16 protein-coding genes are annotated in these 16,422 nt (G+C 42.5%); 10 read left to right on the top strand and 6 right to left on the bottom strand.

Translation table 11 applies throughout. The features are described 5' to 3' along the window. The first annotated feature begins 116 nt into the window (after positions 1-116). Complete coding sequence (locus NSQ34_RS15340; RefSeq protein ID WP_034623877.1) at positions 117-1,433, top strand: sensor histidine kinase; 1,317 nt, start codon at positions 117-119, stop codon at positions 1,431-1,433. Beyond that, positions 1,430-2,362 carry a response regulator gene (locus NSQ34_RS15335; protein ID WP_034280916.1) on the top strand — a complete coding sequence of 311 codons (933 nt, stop codon included), beginning with the start codon at positions 1,430-1,432 and terminating at the stop codon, positions 2,360-2,362. Before NSQ34_RS15340 ends, NSQ34_RS15335 begins: the two co-directional genes overlap by 4 nt. Positions 2,363-2,381: 19 nt before the next feature. Here the strand turns inward: NSQ34_RS15335 and NSQ34_RS15330 are convergent, their stop codons facing one another. After that, the gene (locus NSQ34_RS15330) at positions 2,382-2,987 is read right to left on the bottom strand and encodes a TetR/AcrR family transcriptional regulator (protein WP_098677558.1); all 606 of its coding nucleotides are present in this window, start codon (positions 2,985-2,987) and stop codon (positions 2,382-2,384) included. Between the two features lie 88 nt (positions 2,988-3,075). Here NSQ34_RS15330 and NSQ34_RS15325 point away from each other — a divergent pair, with 88 nt between their 5' ends. Beyond that, positions 3,076-3,624, top strand: a complete 549-nt coding sequence (locus NSQ34_RS15325) for a hypothetical protein (RefSeq protein WP_098677559.1) — start codon at positions 3,076-3,078, stop codon at positions 3,622-3,624. 37 nt (positions 3,625-3,661) lie between these two features. Here NSQ34_RS15325 and NSQ34_RS15320 read toward each other — a convergent pair whose 3' ends face one another. Genes NSQ34_RS15320 through NSQ34_RS15310 form a run of 3 tightly spaced genes read right to left on the bottom strand, consistent with a single transcriptional unit; the run spans position 3,662 to position 6,229 of the window. Then, the gene (locus NSQ34_RS15320; protein ID WP_041115667.1) at positions 3,662-4,600 is read right to left on the bottom strand and encodes a metal ABC transporter substrate-binding protein; all 939 of its coding nucleotides are present in this window, start codon (positions 4,598-4,600) and stop codon (positions 3,662-3,664) included. Positions 4,601-4,613: 13 nt separating this feature from the next. Then, entirely contained in the window at positions 4,614-5,486 is an 873-nt protein-coding gene (locus tag NSQ34_RS15315) for a metal ABC transporter permease (protein WP_024423468.1), read from the bottom strand. Then, positions 5,486-6,229 carry a metal ABC transporter ATP-binding protein gene (locus NSQ34_RS15310; RefSeq protein ID WP_024426045.1) on the bottom strand — a complete coding sequence of 248 codons (744 nt, stop codon included), beginning with the start codon at positions 6,227-6,229 and terminating at the stop codon, positions 5,486-5,488. The genes NSQ34_RS15315 and NSQ34_RS15310 overlap by 1 nt, the downstream gene beginning before the upstream one ends. A 412-nt stretch (positions 6,230-6,641) precedes the next feature. On the opposite strand from NSQ34_RS15310, the gene NSQ34_RS15305 reads away from it, so the two are divergent. From NSQ34_RS15305 to NSQ34_RS15275, 7 genes are all read left to right on the top strand, one after another. Then, positions 6,642-8,741: a heavy metal translocating P-type ATPase gene (locus tag NSQ34_RS15305; RefSeq protein WP_025094106.1), complete on the top strand. Its 2,100-nt coding sequence runs from the start codon at positions 6,642-6,644 to the stop codon at positions 8,739-8,741. 141 nt (positions 8,742-8,882) lie between these two features. Then, positions 8,883-9,569: a DsbA family protein gene (locus tag NSQ34_RS15300; protein ID WP_034280910.1), complete on the top strand. Its 687-nt coding sequence runs from the start codon at positions 8,883-8,885 to the stop codon at positions 9,567-9,569. Then, positions 9,566-9,979 carry a disulfide oxidoreductase gene (locus tag NSQ34_RS15295; RefSeq protein WP_024423464.1) on the top strand — a complete coding sequence of 138 codons (414 nt, stop codon included), beginning with the start codon at positions 9,566-9,568 and terminating at the stop codon, positions 9,977-9,979. The genes NSQ34_RS15300 and NSQ34_RS15295 overlap by 4 nt, the downstream gene beginning before the upstream one ends. 149 nt (positions 9,980-10,128) lie before the next feature. Further along, positions 10,129-10,740 carry a trimeric intracellular cation channel family protein gene (locus tag NSQ34_RS15290; protein WP_024423463.1) on the top strand — a complete coding sequence of 204 codons (612 nt, stop codon included), beginning with the start codon at positions 10,129-10,131 and terminating at the stop codon, positions 10,738-10,740. Positions 10,741-11,050: 310 nt separating this feature from the next. Further along, positions 11,051-13,066, top strand: coding sequence for a Na+/H+ antiporter (locus tag NSQ34_RS15285; protein WP_034280909.1), 2,016 nt, complete (start codon positions 11,051-11,053; stop codon positions 13,064-13,066). Between the two features lie 62 nt (positions 13,067-13,128). Continuing rightward, positions 13,129-13,998, top strand: a complete 870-nt coding sequence (locus NSQ34_RS15280; protein WP_176967213.1) for an ROK family protein — start codon at positions 13,129-13,131, stop codon at positions 13,996-13,998. Positions 13,999-14,067: 69 nt separating this feature from the next. Further along, positions 14,068-14,913 (top strand): aldo/keto reductase, encoded by an 846-nt coding sequence (locus tag NSQ34_RS15275; RefSeq protein ID WP_065215166.1) that lies wholly within the window; start codon positions 14,068-14,070, stop codon positions 14,911-14,913. A 39-nt stretch (positions 14,914-14,952) separates the two neighbouring features. Here NSQ34_RS15275 and modB read toward each other — a convergent pair whose 3' ends face one another. Continuing rightward, positions 14,953-15,618 (bottom strand): molybdate ABC transporter permease subunit, encoded by a 666-nt coding sequence (modB, locus tag NSQ34_RS15270; RefSeq protein WP_176967214.1) that lies wholly within the window; start codon positions 15,616-15,618, stop codon positions 14,953-14,955. Further along, a complete protein-coding gene (gene modA, locus NSQ34_RS15265; RefSeq protein ID WP_176967215.1) occupies positions 15,618-16,397 on the bottom strand; it encodes a molybdate ABC transporter substrate-binding protein in 780 nt (259 codons plus the stop codon). Before modA ends, modB begins: the two co-directional genes overlap by 1 nt. Between the last annotated feature and the right edge of the window lie 25 nt (positions 16,398-16,422).

Here is a 16,422-nt window from a genome sequence, read left to right as displayed (position 1 = left end):
GCGGCATCATGAAAAGCGCACACCGGCAAAGTTCCGGTGTGCGTTTTTTCATGGAGGTTTGTTTTTCTTTAGCTCACATAGTATACTATCGTCAATTATTAGGGATGTGACTGCGTTTGAATCTACTGAAAAAATGGCTGAATACAGAGCCTTATTTAATTGTGCTGCTCATTGTACTGACGCCGATTGGCGGAGAGTTTAAATTTTATCCGTTTGAGGACAGCTTTCGGGTCAGCTTTGGAACCGTTGTCTTTTTCTTTATCCTGCTTCAAATGAAAAGATTTCCGGCATGGGCAAGCGGCATCATCGCTGGGATATCTGTTTTTGTGTTTCGCGTGCTGCTTGATACAGCTGTGACAGGGCATCTTCCGCTTGAAGAGGCAGTTTCATTAAGATTTCCTTCCCTGCTTTATTATGTTGTCTATGGCACACTCTTTTATTTATTGAAGGTCAGACGTTTCCGCGATCAGCCATGGCTGATTGGAGCAACAGGCATCGTCATGGAGCTGTGCGCAAGCGTTGTTGAAATCATCGCACTTCGAGGCACGATGGATGAAATTTTAACGGTGAGGACGCTGTTTCAATTATTTGTTTTGGCGATTTTCAGAAGCTTTTTCGTGTTGGCTTGTTATACAATGATTCGCTTATATGAAGAGCAGGCGAGAGAGCGTCAGATGAAAAAGGAAAAGGAACATCTGCTGATGCTTCTGTCTAACCTTTACACAGAATCTACATATTTTCATAAAACACTCGCACATGCTGAGCATATTACGGCTACATCCTATCAATTGTATCAATCCCTTCACCACGCAAAGGATGCGGAATCATTGGATTTGAAAAAGCTCGGTAAAACCGCCTTGCAGATTGCAGGAGAGGTGCATGAAATCAAAAAGGATAACCAGCGCATTTTTTCTGCCTTATCAAAGCTGATTCATGAGGAAAACTTCCAGGCTTATGAGAGTCCTTCTCATATCGCTGGGCTTGTCATTCGCATTCATGAAAATTATGCAGAATCTCTTAAAAAAAACATCGTCTTTCATTATGATGAAGATGGAAAGCATCCCGCCTATCACGTGTATACCATTCTATCTTTGTTAAATAACATCGTATCCAACGCTGTGGAAGCCATTCCTGTAGAAGGAGAGGTGTCACTTTCTATTTCACAGAAAGAAAACCACGTGATTTTTCAAATCAGCGACAACGGGCCTGGCATAAAAGAACGTAATCATCATGTGATTTTTAAACCGGGCTTCACTTTAAAATACGATCAGGCTGGGAATCCATCGAGCGGTATCGGGCTTGCCTATGTAAAGGATACAGCGGAGAAGCTTGGCGGAAGTGTTGAGATGAAGAGTATCCCAAATGAACAAACGATTTTCACATTAACGATACCAGTAGATCAAGTCAGTAGAAAAGAGGGGATTGGGAGATGAGATTTTTTATTGTTGATGATGATGAAGCCGTTCGTTCTTCGCTGGCTCAGCTCATTGAAGATGAAGAGCTTGGCATTGTGGCCGGGGAAGCAGAGGATGGCGCAGAGTTAACAGCCAGCTACTTAAATGATTTGCACATTGATATCTTATGTATTGATCTATTGATGCCGGAAAGGGACGGGCTTGAAACGATTCGAGCGATCAAGGATGAGTTTCATGGGAAATACTTAATGCTGTCACAGGTTGAAACAAAGGAATTAATCGGACAGGCGTATACGCTTGGCGTCGAATATTATGTGACAAAGCCGATCAATCGTGTAGAGGTCTTAAGTGTCCTCCATCTGATGATTGAACGTCTTCATTTAGAGCATTCAATTGAAAATATTCAGCACTCACTCAAATCGGTCATGCAATTTCAGCAGCGCGGTCAGACGAAAACGAAGCAGCGGGGGAAAAGTCTTGCAGAGGCAGGTCAGTTTTTGCTGGCGGAGCTTGGTATTGTTGGTGAGAAGGGGTCTAAAGATTTATTAGATATGATTCTGTTTACAGACCAGTATTTAGCGCTGCATGCTGATCATCATGATTCCTTTCCTTCTTTAAAAATCATTTTCACTGGGATTACGGAGGATAAGTTAAGTGAGCCCTACACATCGGCAGACATCGCAAGAGAAGCAAAGGCAGCCGAACAGCGGGTAAGGCGTGCGATCAATCAATCATTGAAACACATCGCATCACTTGGGCTAACCGATTTTTCCCATCCAACGTTTGAAAATTACGCATCTAAATTTTTCGATTTCACCATCGTACGAAAGAAAATGAGCGAATTGACGAAAGAGATGAGCGGAAGAGAAGAACACACCCGTATCAATGTGAAGAAATTTGTGCAGGTGCTTTACTACGAAGCGAAACGTATTTTTATGGAAGATTAAAAAAAGACATGCTCTCCAATTAAGGAGACATGTCTTTTTTTGTGATGGATTGCAGGTGCATCTGCAGTACGGAGCGTATGAGCTGAGGCGGTATACGTTCGGGCTGCACGATTCCATTCAATGCAAGCCCATTGATGACCGCATAAAGCCGTTCGGTTTCTAATAAAGGATCGATATCATTTAGCAGCAGCCCATCCTCTTTCAATTTCATTAAACAATATTGGACCGTTTGGAAAAGCTCGTCATACATCTTTGCATTGAGCGGCTGTAGATCTGGTTCAGTCAGCGCCTTGACTGCAAAAGCCTGCCACACCTCCATTTCAAATTTTCTTTCTTCATCAAGTGGAAGAAGCTGCTCCAATAAAGTGAGGACATTTTCCTCCGTTGAACCGTTTAATGAAAGCCCTGTAATCCGCTCCTTGACTCTTTCTTGAATTAAATTCATAGAGAATAGAAATAACTCTTGCTGTGTGGAAAAATAATGACGCATAGAGCCGGCTGAAATTCCAGCTTCGACTGCTATTTTTCGTACAGAAGCGTTTTCCAATCCCTCTTGTTTAATCACTCTCATTGCAGCTTGAGCGACCTTTTGTTTTTGTTTATGGTGATCGACGATTTTTGGCATACATTGATTTTAGCATAGCTGTTGTTTTTTTAACACAGATGTGTTATTTTTTATTTAATACAATCGTATTAAAAAGGATGTGGAGAAATTGGTCGGGTTATTGATTGTGGCATGTGAAATTGGTTTTTGGCTGTTTATTCTAATGGGCTTAACGCTGCGTTATGTGTTTAAACAGAAAAAGTGGGGTGCTTTCTTTCTTGTCTGTACGCCGATTTTGGATATCATACTTCTTGCGGCTACTTATATAGATTTAAGGCAAGGGGCTGTAGCGAGTGTCATCCACGGGCTTGCGGCTGTTTATATTGGTGTGAGCCTTGCCTTCGGACATCAAATGGTGAAATGGGCAGATGCTAGGTTTGCCTATCGATTTGCAGGAGGTCCTAAGCCAAAGGGAAAACCAAAGTACGGGAAAGAGCGGTCTGTGTATGAAATGGTCGGCTGGGCGCGGCATTTCATTTCTTATGTTATTGGAGCGGGGCTGTTATATGGATTAACCTATCTCATCCAAGCACCAGAGCGGACGGAAGCACTGATGCAGCTTGTCAATACATGGGGGATGATCTTAACTATTGATTTCATCATTAGCATCAGCTACGTCATTTGGCCGAAAAAACATCCAGAAAATATAACAGGCTGACAAAAAAGACAGGCGGATTCACTCCACCTGTCTTTTCTTATGATGACAGCCCTTTGTAAATGGTGTCGATATTCCATTTCATCATCTTATAGTAGCTGTCTCCATCTTCACCTTCTTTTCCAATAGAGTCAGTGAAGACTTTTCCTTTGATCGGAACCCCGGTTTCCTCAGAGAGGCTTTCAAGGCTGCGTTTATCAACACTTGTTTCAAGAAAGAGCGCAGGAACTTGATGATCTTTGACAAAATGAATAATGCGCTTCATTTGTCCTGGTGTTCCTTCACTTTCTGTGTTGATCTCCCAAATATAGCCGGCTTTCAATCCATACGCCTCTGCAAAATACTTGAATGCCCCTTCACTTGTGACAAGGAGCTTTTTATCTTTTGGCAGCTGATCAAACTTGTCTTTTGCTTCATCGTGAAGCGCTTGAAGCTTTTTGATGTAGACTTCTGCATTTTTTTCGTAATCCTCTTTATGCTCAGGGTCTGCTTGAATGAGCGCATCTCGGGCATTTTGGGCATAAATGATCCCGTTCTCGACATTCAGCCATGCGTGCGGATCCTGCTGGCTTTCAAGGCCTTTTGATGACAAATGCTTCACTTTGACGCCTTTACTCAGCTCGGCTACAGGTGCATCATCCCCGTCCTTGCCGCTCGATTCAAGCAGCTTTTGAAACCAGCCGTTTCCTGTTTCAAGGTTCAAGCCATTATATAGAACAAGGTCTGCATCCGTCGTATACTGAACATCCTTTGGCAGCGGGTCAAATTCGTGTGGATCTGTACCAATGGGAACAATGCTGTGAATAGAGACATGCTGCCCGCCTACTTCCTTCACAATGTCATAAAGAATGGAGTAGGTCGTGACAACTTTTAATGTGCCGTCATCTTTACCGGAATTACTTTGCTGGGTTGAACAGCCTGCGATGATCATAAGGGCAATGAATACTGCGGTCAAACGGATAGCAAATACCTTCTTCATATATGTCCTCCTTTTACATAGACGCTTCCTTTTTTAAGTGCGTTCGTTTTCGTTTAGATTTTAATGATCTCCATAGAATGCCTTGCTTTGGTGAAAAGATAAAGGCACTGCCGAATAAAATAGTCGCGACCAGCACGATGGAAGCGCCTGATGACAAGTTATACGTAAAACTAAGCCCTAGACCTACGACAGCAGAAACAGCACCGAAAAAAGCAGATAAATAAATCATGATCCATAGCCGGTCCGTTAAGAGATAAGCGGTGGCTGCCGGCGTAATCAACATGGCAACGACAAGAATAATCCCAACGGTTTGCAGTGATGCAACGGTCACAAGGGTCAATAAGGTCATGAGAAAATAATGAATCATACGATTCGGCAAACCGTAAACCGAAGAAATCACCGGATCAAATGAACTAATGAGCAGTTCCTTGTAGAAAACAATGACGGCTAGCAAAATAAAAATACCGATTCCCAGTGTAATCCACATATCAGATGATCGAACAGCTAGAACGTTTCCAAATAGAATATGATATAGATCACTTGAACTTTTCAAAAATGTGATCAAAATAATTCCGATTGAGAAAAAGGCTGTAAAGACAATGCCGATGGCAGAATCATTTTTTATGCGGCTGTTTTGACTCACATAACCGATCCCAATCGCTGTTAACACGCCAGTTAAAACGGCCCCGAAGAAAAAGTTAATTCCAAGCATATAAGAGATGGCGACACCTGGCAGTACGGCATGAGAAATGGCGTCTCCCATCAGAGCCATGCCGCGTAAAATGATAAAGCAGCCGATAACGCCGCAAATGATGCCTACCATGACGGATGTAAATAGCGCTTTTTGTAAAAAAGCATATTCAAAGAGTCCGGTTAAAAATTCCATTACACGTCTCCTCCTGCTGATTTTAAGAATGGCAGCTGTGTTTCATATGCTTCCAGCATGATCTCTGGGCGAAGGATGTCATGTACAGGCCCTGCTTTGATGAGCTTTTTATTTAACAGAACAAGATGGCTGAAATAATCATCTGCCTTACTCAAATCATGATGGACAACCAAAATGGTTTTCCCTTCATCTCGTAATTCCTTCAAAATGCGCACCATCGTTTCTTCACTTGCCATATCAATCCCGACAAATGGTTCATCCAAACAGAAGAGCTGTGCGTTTTGAGCAAGTGCCCTTGCAAGGAAGACACGCTGCTGCTGTCCGCCGGATAACTCACCGATTTGTCTTTTGGCAAAGTCCTGCATCCCGACTTTTTCTAAACAGTGATACGCATATGCCCGGTCTTCTTTTTTTGGACGTTTGATTAGTCCGAGCTTCGGATATGTTCCAAGTAGTACGGTATCCAGTACATGAATCGGAAACGTCCAATCTAAATCATTTCTCTGCGGTACATAGGCGATCTGTTTTCTGACGTGTTTAAAGGGCTGTTCAAAAAAACGAATATCCCCTTGGTCTTTTTCAATGAGATCCAAACATGCCTTGAGTAACGTCGATTTACCAGCACCATTTGGACCGATGATTCCTGTCATTGTCCCTTCCTGTATGGAAAGAGAGACATTCTCTAATGCATCCTGTCCGTGATACGAGACATGAAGACGGTCGATTGTTAAAGCATTTGACATCTCTTGCGGCCCCTTTCAATCATCATTGCGCTTCCTAAAGATATATGCATACATTAAATAATTTTGACTAAAGGATGAAATGATTCTCTAATGCTAATTTGTTTCCTTAGGGAAACTTTTATTTTATTCTAAGCGTCTGTCCTTCTTTTGTAAAGAGAAAAACTGCAAACGATCGTTTTTATGTTATGCGGGGGGCGGGGGACATGAGCTTGGTTTATTGAAAATCCGTGTGACAGAATTGGACACAAAAAACCAATGATTTCTTCAGAAATGATTGACAGAAGACAAGAACTCCTCATATAATAAAGGTAATCCAATATATGAATATATGCTCATATATAAAGTTTTTGATTTTTAATAGGTTTCATCGATCCAGGGAACGTTACTTATCATATAGAAAAAAGGTGAGAACATGAAAAAAATGAAGGATGAATACGTATTAAGTGGTCTTGATTGTGGAAACTGTGCACGTAAAATTGAAACAGGTGTCAGCAAAATGGATGGCGTTGAAGCTTGTTCCGTTAATTTTGCGACAGGGACATTGACTGTCACACATGCAGATAAGCAAGAAACGATGTCAAAGCGTATTGAAAAAACGGTTCAGTCCATCGAACCTCATGTGAGTGTATCACCAAAAGAAGAAGGGCATCACCACGATCATGATCATGGGACAAAAAATTTAAAAGCGATTGTGCTCAAATTAATTGGCGGTGCAGTCATTGGAACAGCAGCTTATTTTATACCAGAAGATGGCTTACTGAAATTTATTACGTTTTTCGCAGCGTATTTACTAGTCGGCGGCGATGTGGTTTTTAAAGCGCTGAAAAATATCGTGCGCGGCCAAGTATTTGATGAAAACTTCTTAATGACCATTGCAACAGCTGGCGCTTTTGTCATTCAGCAATATCCAGAGGCTCTGGCAGTGATGCTGTTTTACCAAATTGGAGAGCTGTTCCAAGGAGCAGCAGTGAATCGTTCAAGACGATCCATTAGTGAACTAATGAATATTCGCCCTGAATATGCGAATCTCAAAGTAGGAAATGAAACGAAAAAAGTGAAGCCGGAAGAAGTAAAAGTCGGTGACCGTATCGTCGTAAAACCGGGCGAAAAAATTCCACTTGATGGTCTCGTCATTGAAGGCTTTTCACTCGTGGATACCTCTGCATTAACAGGTGAGTCTGTGCCGCGGGATGTAGAAGCAGGGAAAGAAGTTCTTGCAGGATTTGTGAATCAAAACGGTATTCTTGAAATTGAAGTGCAAAAAGGGCTAAGCGAATCGGCAGTGACGAAAATTTTAGATTTGGTTGAAAATGCGAGCAGCCGAAAAGCACAGACAGAAAACTTTATCACAAAGTTTGCAAAATACTATACACCGGCTGTCGTTGTATTGGCATTGCTGCTTGCCTTTGTGCCGCCGCTTCTCATTCCATCAGCTCAATTGTCTGACTGGGTTTACCGGGCACTCGTTTTCCTTGTGATTTCTTGTCCTTGTGCCCTTGTCGTGTCCATCCCATTAGGGTTCTTCGGAGGAATTGGGGCAGCTTCTAAACGAGGCATCCTTGTAAAAGGCAGTAACTATCTAGAAGCACTAAACTCTGTGAGCTATGCTGTATTTGATAAGACGGGCACACTCACAAAAGGGAACTTTACAGTGACCAATATCGTGACAACGAGCGACAAGTGGTCAGAAGAAGAGCTGCTTTCTTTTGCAGCTTTAGCAGAAGCCCACTCCTCACATCCGATTGCTGAATCAATTAAAGCGGCATATGGTTCGCCGCTTGATGAAAGCAAGATCGAAGCATATGAAGATATTGCGGGACATGGAATTAAAGCAACCATCAGTGGTTCCCAAGTGTTAGCGGGTAATCATCGCTTGATGGAACGAGAAGGCATTTCATATGAAAAAGAAAAACGAAGCGGAACGGTTGTGTACATGGCCATTAACGGTGAGTTTGCCGGATCGATCTTGATTGCAGATGAATTAAAGGATGATGCAATTGAAGCCGTCTCAGCTCTAAAAGCATCTGGCATTCAAACAGTCATGCTGACTGGTGATGCTAAGCAAGTTGGAACAGCGGTCGCCCAGCAAATTGGCATTGATGAAGTACATGCCGAATTATTACCGCAGGATAAAGTAACGAAATTAGAAGAAATTGATCAGAAAAAAGCGCCTCAAGAAAAATTATTATTTGTTGGGGACGGCATTAATGATACACCGGTATTAGCAAGAGCAGACATAGGAATTGCGATGGGCGGACTTGGTTCAGATGCAGCGGTAGAAGCGGCTGATATCGTCATTATGACAGACCAGCCGTCAAAAGTAGCAGAAGCCATCGCTGTCGCTAAACGAACAAGAAGAATTGTATGGCAGAATATTGCTTTTGCTCTTGGGGTTAAAGGGGTTTTCCTATTACTCGGAGCATTTGGAATTGCGACCATGTGGGAAGCCGTCTTCTCGGATGTCGGTGTGACTGTACTCGCTGTTTTAAATGCCATGAGGGTAATGAAATAAAATTGTTAGGAAAAATTCATGAATACCATCTTTCATAATGAATCCCCTCTTGTTAAAATAGAAGAAGTTGGATAATGGCATTATTCTAAGCTATTATCCTTTTTCTTTTGAAGGAATGAAAAAGATAAGGTAGGTGCTTATGTGAGTAAAAAAAATAATCAATCATCATCCATTAAATTTGCTGTCATTTTAACCATTATCGCAGCTCTTCTCATCGGATTATTCGTCGTCATTGGAAATAACAACAGCAAAGAAGCACAAACGGTTGACAGTAAGCCTTCTATTAAAGGACAGCCTGTCATGGGAGATAAAAACGCAGCCGTACAAATCGTCGAGTTTGGGGATTATAAATGTCCATCATGTAAATCATTTGAAACAGACATTTTCCCAAAGCTGAAAGCGGACTACATAGATAAAGGCGATGTATCATTTTCGTTTATTAACTTGCCACTTCCTGTTCATGGAGATGGCGCAGTGCTGGCAGCACTAGCTTCTGAAGAAGTGTGGAAAGAAGATCCGAAAAACTTTTGGGCATTTCATGAAGCTGTCTATCAAGCACAGCCAGATAGTGAAGCAGAATGGGTCACGCCTGCTAAGCTGACAGAGCTAGCGAAAAAGACAACAAAAATAGATACGGACAAGCTTAAAGATCATCTATCAAAGAAAACATATCAGCCGCAGCTGAACACAGACGATCAGCTTGTGAACCAATATAAAGTGAATGCAACACCAACTCTTTTCATTAACAATAAACAAGTCGAAAACTTTTATGACTATGATGAAATCAAAGAATTAATTGATCAAGAGCTCAAAGGGAAAAAATCATGAAGAATAAGCTTGTTTACTTATACAGTGCTTGGATCGTTTCTATCGTTGCGACGATGAGCAGCCTGTATTTAAGTGAAGTAAAGAAGTTTATCCCATGCGATATGTGCTGGTTTCAGCGCATTTTCATGTACCCGCTTGTGCTTTTACTTGGAATTGCGACATTCAGAGGCGATGTGAAAGTGAAATATTACGTTCTGCCTTTGGCTGTGATTGGCGCTTGTTTTTCTATCTATCATTATATGGAACAAAAGATACCTGGCTTTGCATCGATTCGCCCTTGCCTGAGCGGTATTCCTTGTTCCGTTGATTATTTGAACTGGTTTGGTTTTATCACCATTCCACTGCTAGCCCTTATTGCATTTATTCTCATCATCATTAGTATGCTGCTGTTAAATGCAAAAGAAGATTGAAAGAGATAGCCTGCTTATAAGCGGGCTATTTTTTATTTTTGCAAAAAGATAAAATTTAAAGAAAATTTGTATTGCTTTTCACCTGTGTCAGATATACATTAAGGGAGTAGTGTTAGATGATCAGATAAAGGTAAGGAGATAAGCGGAAAATGGCATGGGAAGTCTTAAGTATCATTGGCATTGTCGCATTCGCTATTAGTGGTGCGATTGTGGCAATGGAGGAAGAGTACGATATTCTTGGTGTGTACATTTTAGGGATTGTGACAGCATTTGGCGGTGGAGCGATTCGGAATCTATTAATTGGTCTTCCGGTGTCTGCTTTATGGTCACAGGGCAAAATGTTTACGATTGCCCTTGTATCCATTACGATTGTGTTTCTTTTTCCAAAGCTTTTGCTCAAGCACTGGAGCACATGGGGAAATTTCTCGGATGCGATCGGTTTAGCAGCGTTTGCGATTCAAGGCGCATTATTTGCTGTGCAAAGAGAACTCCCGCTCAGTGCAGTCATTGTGGCAGCCATATTGACTGGAAGCGGCGGCGGAATTGTGCGTGATTTATTAGCAGGGCGAAAGCCGCTTGTGCTAAAAGCAGAGATTTACGCCGTATGGGCAGCCCTTGGCGGCTTATTCGTTGGACTCGGCTTAGCGCAAGGAGAGCTTGCTTTATATTTGCTGTTTGTCATCCTCGTCGTATGCAGGGTTTGTTCCTACTTATTCAAATGGCGCCTTCCCGCCAGGTCTTATTTTTTAAATAAAGGGTAAAACGAAAAAGGGCGATTCCGCTCTTTTTTTTTGTGTTTAATAAGAGCTGAATATCAGCAGATGATGGAGTTTTCGTGTAAAATAAAAGCAGGGTCTTTTGTTCATCATTTGAACAATACATATGATGAAAATTTTGTCAGCAGGCTGAATATCTGGATTCAGCCTTTTTTTGCCTAGATGGATTGTTATGTGTTGGTTTCACTTTTTGCGGAATACTAAAGAAGCACTTCTGAGCGGACGGATGTAATGAACACATCTTTGCATGTAAGCAAAACTTGACGAAAAATATACATAGGAGGGACATGTACTAGTGGAGATTTTTTTGGCAGTGCTCGTACTACTGGCACTCATTGCAGCATCTAATATTATCAATCGTTTTGTCCCCTTTATTCCCGTTCCGTTAATTCAAGTGGGCTTAGGAATATTGGTGGCAGCTTTTCCTTCAGGTTTACATATTTCTTTAAATCCTGAACTCTTCTTCGTTCTATTTATTGCGCCGCTGTTATTTAATGACGGGAAGCGTACCCCAAGGGACGAGCTATGGAAATTAAGAGCACCGATTCTTCTTTTAGCGCTTGGTTTAGTGTTTGCGACCGTCATTGTAGCGGGATATACCATTCATTGGATGATTCCAAGCATACCGCTTCCAGCCGCATTTGCGCTTGCAGCAATTTTATCACCGACAGATGTGGTGGCAGTAAGTGCTTTATCCAGCCGTGTGAATATGCCAAAGGGCATCATGAGACTGCTGGAAGGCGAAGGGCTGATGAACGATGCATCAGGACTTGTCGCCTTTAAATTTGCCATTGCTGCAACGGTGACCGGAGCTTTTTCAATTGCTCAGGCATCCTTTAGTTTTGTACTGATTGCAGCAGGCGGGTTATTGACTGGATTTATTCTATCCTTTTTTATCATTCGTTTTCGCTATTTCCTCCGCCGTTTAGGAATGGACGATGTCACAATGCATATCATCCTGCAAATCCTTACACCATTTGTGATTTATTTAGTAGCGGAAGAAATCGGTGTATCCGGCATTTTAGCTGTTGTGGCTGGCGGTGTGACACATGCCATTGAGCAAGACCGAATGGAAGCGAATTTAGCCAAGCTGCAAATTGCTTCATCAAACACCTGGAATATTATTTTATTTATTTTAAACGGCCTTGTTTTCGTCATACTTGGACTGCAGATTCCGGATGTTTCCACAGTTATTTTCCAGGATGAAGCCTTTAACAACATGCAGGTGATTGGCTACATCTTAATTATTACACTATGTCTCATGGTGCTGCGGTTCTTATGGGTATGGCTGTTCTGGGCAGGAAAATGGAGTGCAACGAAAAAGCAAAATGTGAAAAAGCCGAAGCTTCGCGCCTCGATGCTCATGACATTCTCTGGTGTCCGCGGGGCTGTGACATTGGCCGGTGCCTTCTCTATTCCATTTACGCTTGCGGACGGATCACCATTTCCAGAGCGGCACTTGATTATTTTCCTCGCAGCTGGTGTGATTTTATGTACGCTCATTTTAGCCAGTGTGTTACTGCCTCTTTTATCAGAGAAAAAAGACAAGCAAGTCGACGTGGACTTGGATACAAAGATTCAGCATGCAAAACGAAAGCTGCTGAGAAGTGCCATTAAAACCTTAAAAGAAGGAATGAATGAGGACAACAGGGAAGTGTCTCTTTCACTCATCAATGATTATAGAATGAAGCTGAGAAATATCCAGCGTGAACCATACCAATTCGGGATGAGAAAACAAGAGCGAAAAATCAGACTGCACGGTATCAAAGCAGAACAGATGAAACTTCAACAATTAATTGAGGAAGAGAAAATTGACAAGGAAGAAGCCTATGAACTGCAAGAAAGATTTCATGAGCTGGAAATGCTGTATTCAAACTCCTTCAAAATTCGCTTTTCAAAGGTGAAGTTTCTGCGCTTGCTTCAATGGCTGCAATTATGGCGGCCGAATCAGCACATTTCAAGCGGCATTTTAGAAAACGAGGAATCGTACAAACAAATCCGTAAGAAAACCGCTGAAGCTGCAGTAGATTCGATCAAACATCATATGACAGATGAAAACCAACAAACGTGCCACCAAGTCATTGGTTTTTACAATCAAGTGATTTTCCGCTGTGAACACGGTCCAAGCTTCTTCCAGCAAAAAGACCGTTCATTTGACCGGAAGAAAAAAGAGCTGAACTTCCAAGCTGTACAGACGATTCGAAATGAAATTCAAACCTTATATGAAGACGGTGAGATCAATCGTGATATTGCCCATCATTTAAGGGAGTATATCAATGACATGGAGGCTGTTCTGCTCACCAATACGTGATGTTGTCATCTTCTCCCCCATGTTTTATGATGAAGAAAGAGAACAAGCAGGGGGGATCAATGATGGCGTATTATGGAGCAATTGAAGCTGGGGGTACAAAATTTTGTTGTGCAATCGGCAATGAGCATGGAGACATCTTAGAGGAAATGACGATTCCGACAGAGCACCCGGAGAAAACAATACAAAAGCTCATTCCATTTTTTGAGCAGCATGACATTGCAGCATTAGGGGTTGGCTCCTTTGGACCCATTTGTGTTCAAAAGGATGATCCTTCATACGGTTATATTATGAACACGCCGAAAGTGGAGTGGAAGCATTATCCGTTCATTCCCGAGCTTGAGAAGCAATTAGGTGTCCCAGTATCCTTTACAACAGATGTCAATGCCGCAGCACTAGGTGAATTAACAAAAGGGGCAGCCAAAGGGCTAAGCAGCTGTTTGTATATCACGGTCGGTACAGGCATTGGTGCGGGTGCTGTTGTGAAAAATGAGCTTCTACACGGCCATTCACATCCTGAGATGGGACATATCCTTATCAGACAGGATGAATCAGATCCGTTTGCAGGTGTCTGTCCGGCACATGGAAATTGCTTAGAAGGGCTGGCAGCTGGACCAGCGATTGAGAAAAGGTGGGGAAAACCCGCCAAAGAGCTTACGCAGGAAGAAGCGGTTTGGGCACTTGAAGCGGATTATTTAGCGCAGGCGCTTATGCAGTACTCACTCATTTTAAGCCCAGAGCGCATCATCATGGGCGGAGGCGTCATGAAGCAAAAGCAGCTATTCCCACTCATTCGAGAGAAGCTGGCTGCTTATGTCAATGATTATGTGGATCTGCCGCCGCTTGATACATACATTGTCTCCCCCGGGCTTGAGGACAAGGCTGGCATGACAGGTGCGCTGCTCTTAGCCATCGAAGCCAAGAGAAACGCCTGATAATAGAGTTTTGAAGCACAACATGAGATAATGAAAGAGATGGAATCTATAAAAAAGGTGGTTGTTAAAATGGTCAAAAGCTTGAATGATACCGTAACATTGAATAACGGAGTCGAAATGCCTTGGTTTGGTTTAGGTGTATTCAAAGTGGAGGACGGCAATCAAGTGGTAGATGCCGTAAAAGCAGCCATACGAAACGGATATCGCAGCATTGATACGGCAGCTGTTTATAAAAATGAGACAGGCGTAGGAAAAGCGATTAAAGAATCTGGCGTGAAACGAGAAGACTTATTTATTACGTCTAAAGTATGGAACACAGATCAAGGCTATGACAAAGCGCTTGAAGCGTTTGACGCAAGCTTAAACCGATTAGGTCTTGATTACTTAGACCTCTATTTGATTCATTGGCCTGGACCAAATGCAGATACATTTAAAGACACATGGCGCGCACTTGAGAAGCTTTATAAAGACGGGAAAGTCAGAGCCATTGGAGTCAGCAATTTCTACATTCAGCATTTAGAAGAGCTGTTAAAAGATGCTGAGGTTGTTCCAGCTGTGAACCAAGTTGAATTTCATCCGAAACTGACACTTGTTGAACTGCGTCAATATGCAAAGGAAAAAGGCATTCAAATTGAGGCATGGTCTCCGCTGATGCAAGGGAAGCTATTAGATCATGACGTATTGAAAGACATTGCTGCACGCTACAACAAATCTGTTGCTCAAGTCATCTTGCGCTGGGATCTGCAAAGCGGTGTTGTGACAATTCCTAAATCAATCAATGAAGAACGCATTAAACAAAATGCAGACATCTTTGACTTCGAGCTTTCCAAAGAAGACATGGGAAAAATCGATGCATTAAACAATAACGAACGCGTCGGCTCAAATCCAGAGACAATGACGGTTGGGTTTGAATAAATAATAGAATCCTCTTTCTTATATGAGAAAGAGGATTTTTTACGTACTGCTTCGGCGCACAGCCAAGAGCATGATAAAAGATAACATCACAATACAAATCGTCCAGGCCCAAGCGAGCTCCATTCGTCCAGAATCAATCGCTACATAGATAGCGGTTGGGAGAGTTTGCGTTTTTCCTGGGATGTTGCCGGCAAACATTAAGGTCGCCCCAAATTCTCCAAGGGCTCTGGCAAAGCTGAGGACGCTGCCTGACAAGAGGGAAGGCAGGGCAAGTGGTACTGTAATATAGGCAAAGACTTGGAATGAATGAGCACCATCTACTTTTGCAGCCCCTTCAATATCTGACTCAATCGTAGAAAATCCAGCTTTTGCTGATTGATACATAAGCGGGAATGCCACAACCGTCGATGCAATAACTGCCGCCCACCATGTAAAAATGACCGGCTGGTGGAAGATCCATTCAATCGCGCCCCCGATCATGCTATGCCTTCCGAATATGACGAGCAATAAAAACCCTACAACCGTTGGCGGGAGGACAAGCGGCATCATCAAGAGTGTTTCTACGATCATTTTCCCCTTAAATGATGTTCGCGCCATCCAATAGCCAATCATTGTACCAAAAACAGTTGCCAGCAGCCCGCTCACAACGGCAACTTGCACGGACAGCCAGATGGGAGATAGAAATTCTTCAGTCAGCATGGGCATTATGTTACTTGAAAACCGTACTTTTTAAAAATGGAATTGGCTGCTTTTGATTGTAGAAATTGAAAAAAGGACTTGGCTTCCTCTAAATGTTCTGTCCCTTTTACGATCCCTACCGGGTAAATGATCGGGGAATGCATGTCCTGATTGGCTTCAGCCGCAATCTTTACTTTTTTGGAAACGAGGGCATCTGTCTTATACACAACACCTGCTTCCACATTTCCTGTTTCTACGTAGCTTAAAACCTGCCGTACATCCTTGCCGTACACAGTATTCTTTTTCACTTGATCCCAGATGTTCAGTTTTGTAAAAATCTCTTTGCCGTATGTACCAGCAGGAACGGATTCAGGTGTGCCAAGAGCAACCTTTCCTTTTATGTGCTCGACATCTTGAAAGCTTTTAATAGAGGAAGAGTGATCTTTTGGCACAATGAGTACAAGCTCATTGTGGATGGCATCCTTGATAAAATGTTGATCGATGTCTCCAGATTTCACAAGCTCATCAAAGGGCGCTTCAGCTGCAGAGAAAAAGAGATCCGCCTTTGCCCCTTGCGCAATTTGCTGCTTCAATGCGCCGGATGACCCGAAATTATTTGTTAATGTCACATTCGGATGCTCATCGTTAAAGGCAGATTCAATTTCTTTAAGTGCATCCTGAAGACTTGCCGCAGCTGAAATGACAAGCTCTGTTTTTTTGGTTGTTGTATCCGATGACTTCATCTCTGTTTGACACCCGCTCAGGAGCAAACAGATGGCGATGAAGGCGAAGAACGTATACTTCATGTTCACACCTCTTATTATTCAATAT

The sequence above is a fragment of the Bacillus sp. FSL P2-0069 genome (assembly GCF_038593315.1).
GTDB lineage: Bacteria > Bacillota > Bacilli > Bacillales > Bacillaceae > Bacillus > Bacillus safensis.
This window is presented reverse-complemented; position numbering and strand designations above follow the sequence as displayed.

Coding starts and splice junctions, on each gene's coding strand:
- NSQ34_RS15335 (WP_034280916.1), top strand. CDS start 1,430: ATGAGATTTTTTATTGTTGATGATGATGAAGCCGTTCGTTCTTCGCTG.
- NSQ34_RS15330 (WP_098677558.1), bottom strand. CDS start 2,987: ATGCCAAAAATCGTCGATCACCATAAACAAAAACAAAAGGTCGCTCAA.
- NSQ34_RS15320 (WP_041115667.1), bottom strand. CDS start 4,600: ATGAAGAAGGTATTTGCTATCCGTTTGACCGCAGTATTCATTGCCCTT.
- NSQ34_RS15315 (WP_024423468.1), bottom strand. CDS start 5,486: ATGGAATTTTTAACCGGACTCTTTGAATATGCTTTTTTACAAAAAGCG.
- NSQ34_RS15310 (WP_024426045.1), bottom strand. CDS start 6,229: ATGTCAAATGCTTTAACAATCGACCGTCTTCATGTCTCGTATCACGGA.
- NSQ34_RS15305 (WP_025094106.1), top strand. CDS start 6,642: ATGAAAAAAATGAAGGATGAATACGTATTAAGTGGTCTTGATTGTGGA.
- NSQ34_RS15295 (WP_024423464.1), top strand. CDS start 9,566: ATGAAGAATAAGCTTGTTTACTTATACAGTGCTTGGATCGTTTCTATC.
- NSQ34_RS15290 (WP_024423463.1), top strand. CDS start 10,129: ATGGCATGGGAAGTCTTAAGTATCATTGGCATTGTCGCATTCGCTATT.
- NSQ34_RS15280 (WP_176967213.1), top strand. CDS start 13,129: ATGGCGTATTATGGAGCAATTGAAGCTGGGGGTACAAAATTTTGTTGT.
- NSQ34_RS15275 (WP_065215166.1), top strand. CDS start 14,068: ATGGTCAAAAGCTTGAATGATACCGTAACATTGAATAACGGAGTCGAA.
- modB (WP_176967214.1), bottom strand. CDS start 15,618: ATGCCCATGCTGACTGAAGAATTTCTATCTCCCATCTGGCTGTCCGTG.
- modA (WP_176967215.1), bottom strand. CDS start 16,397: ATGAAGTATACGTTCTTCGCCTTCATCGCCATCTGTTTGCTCCTGAGC.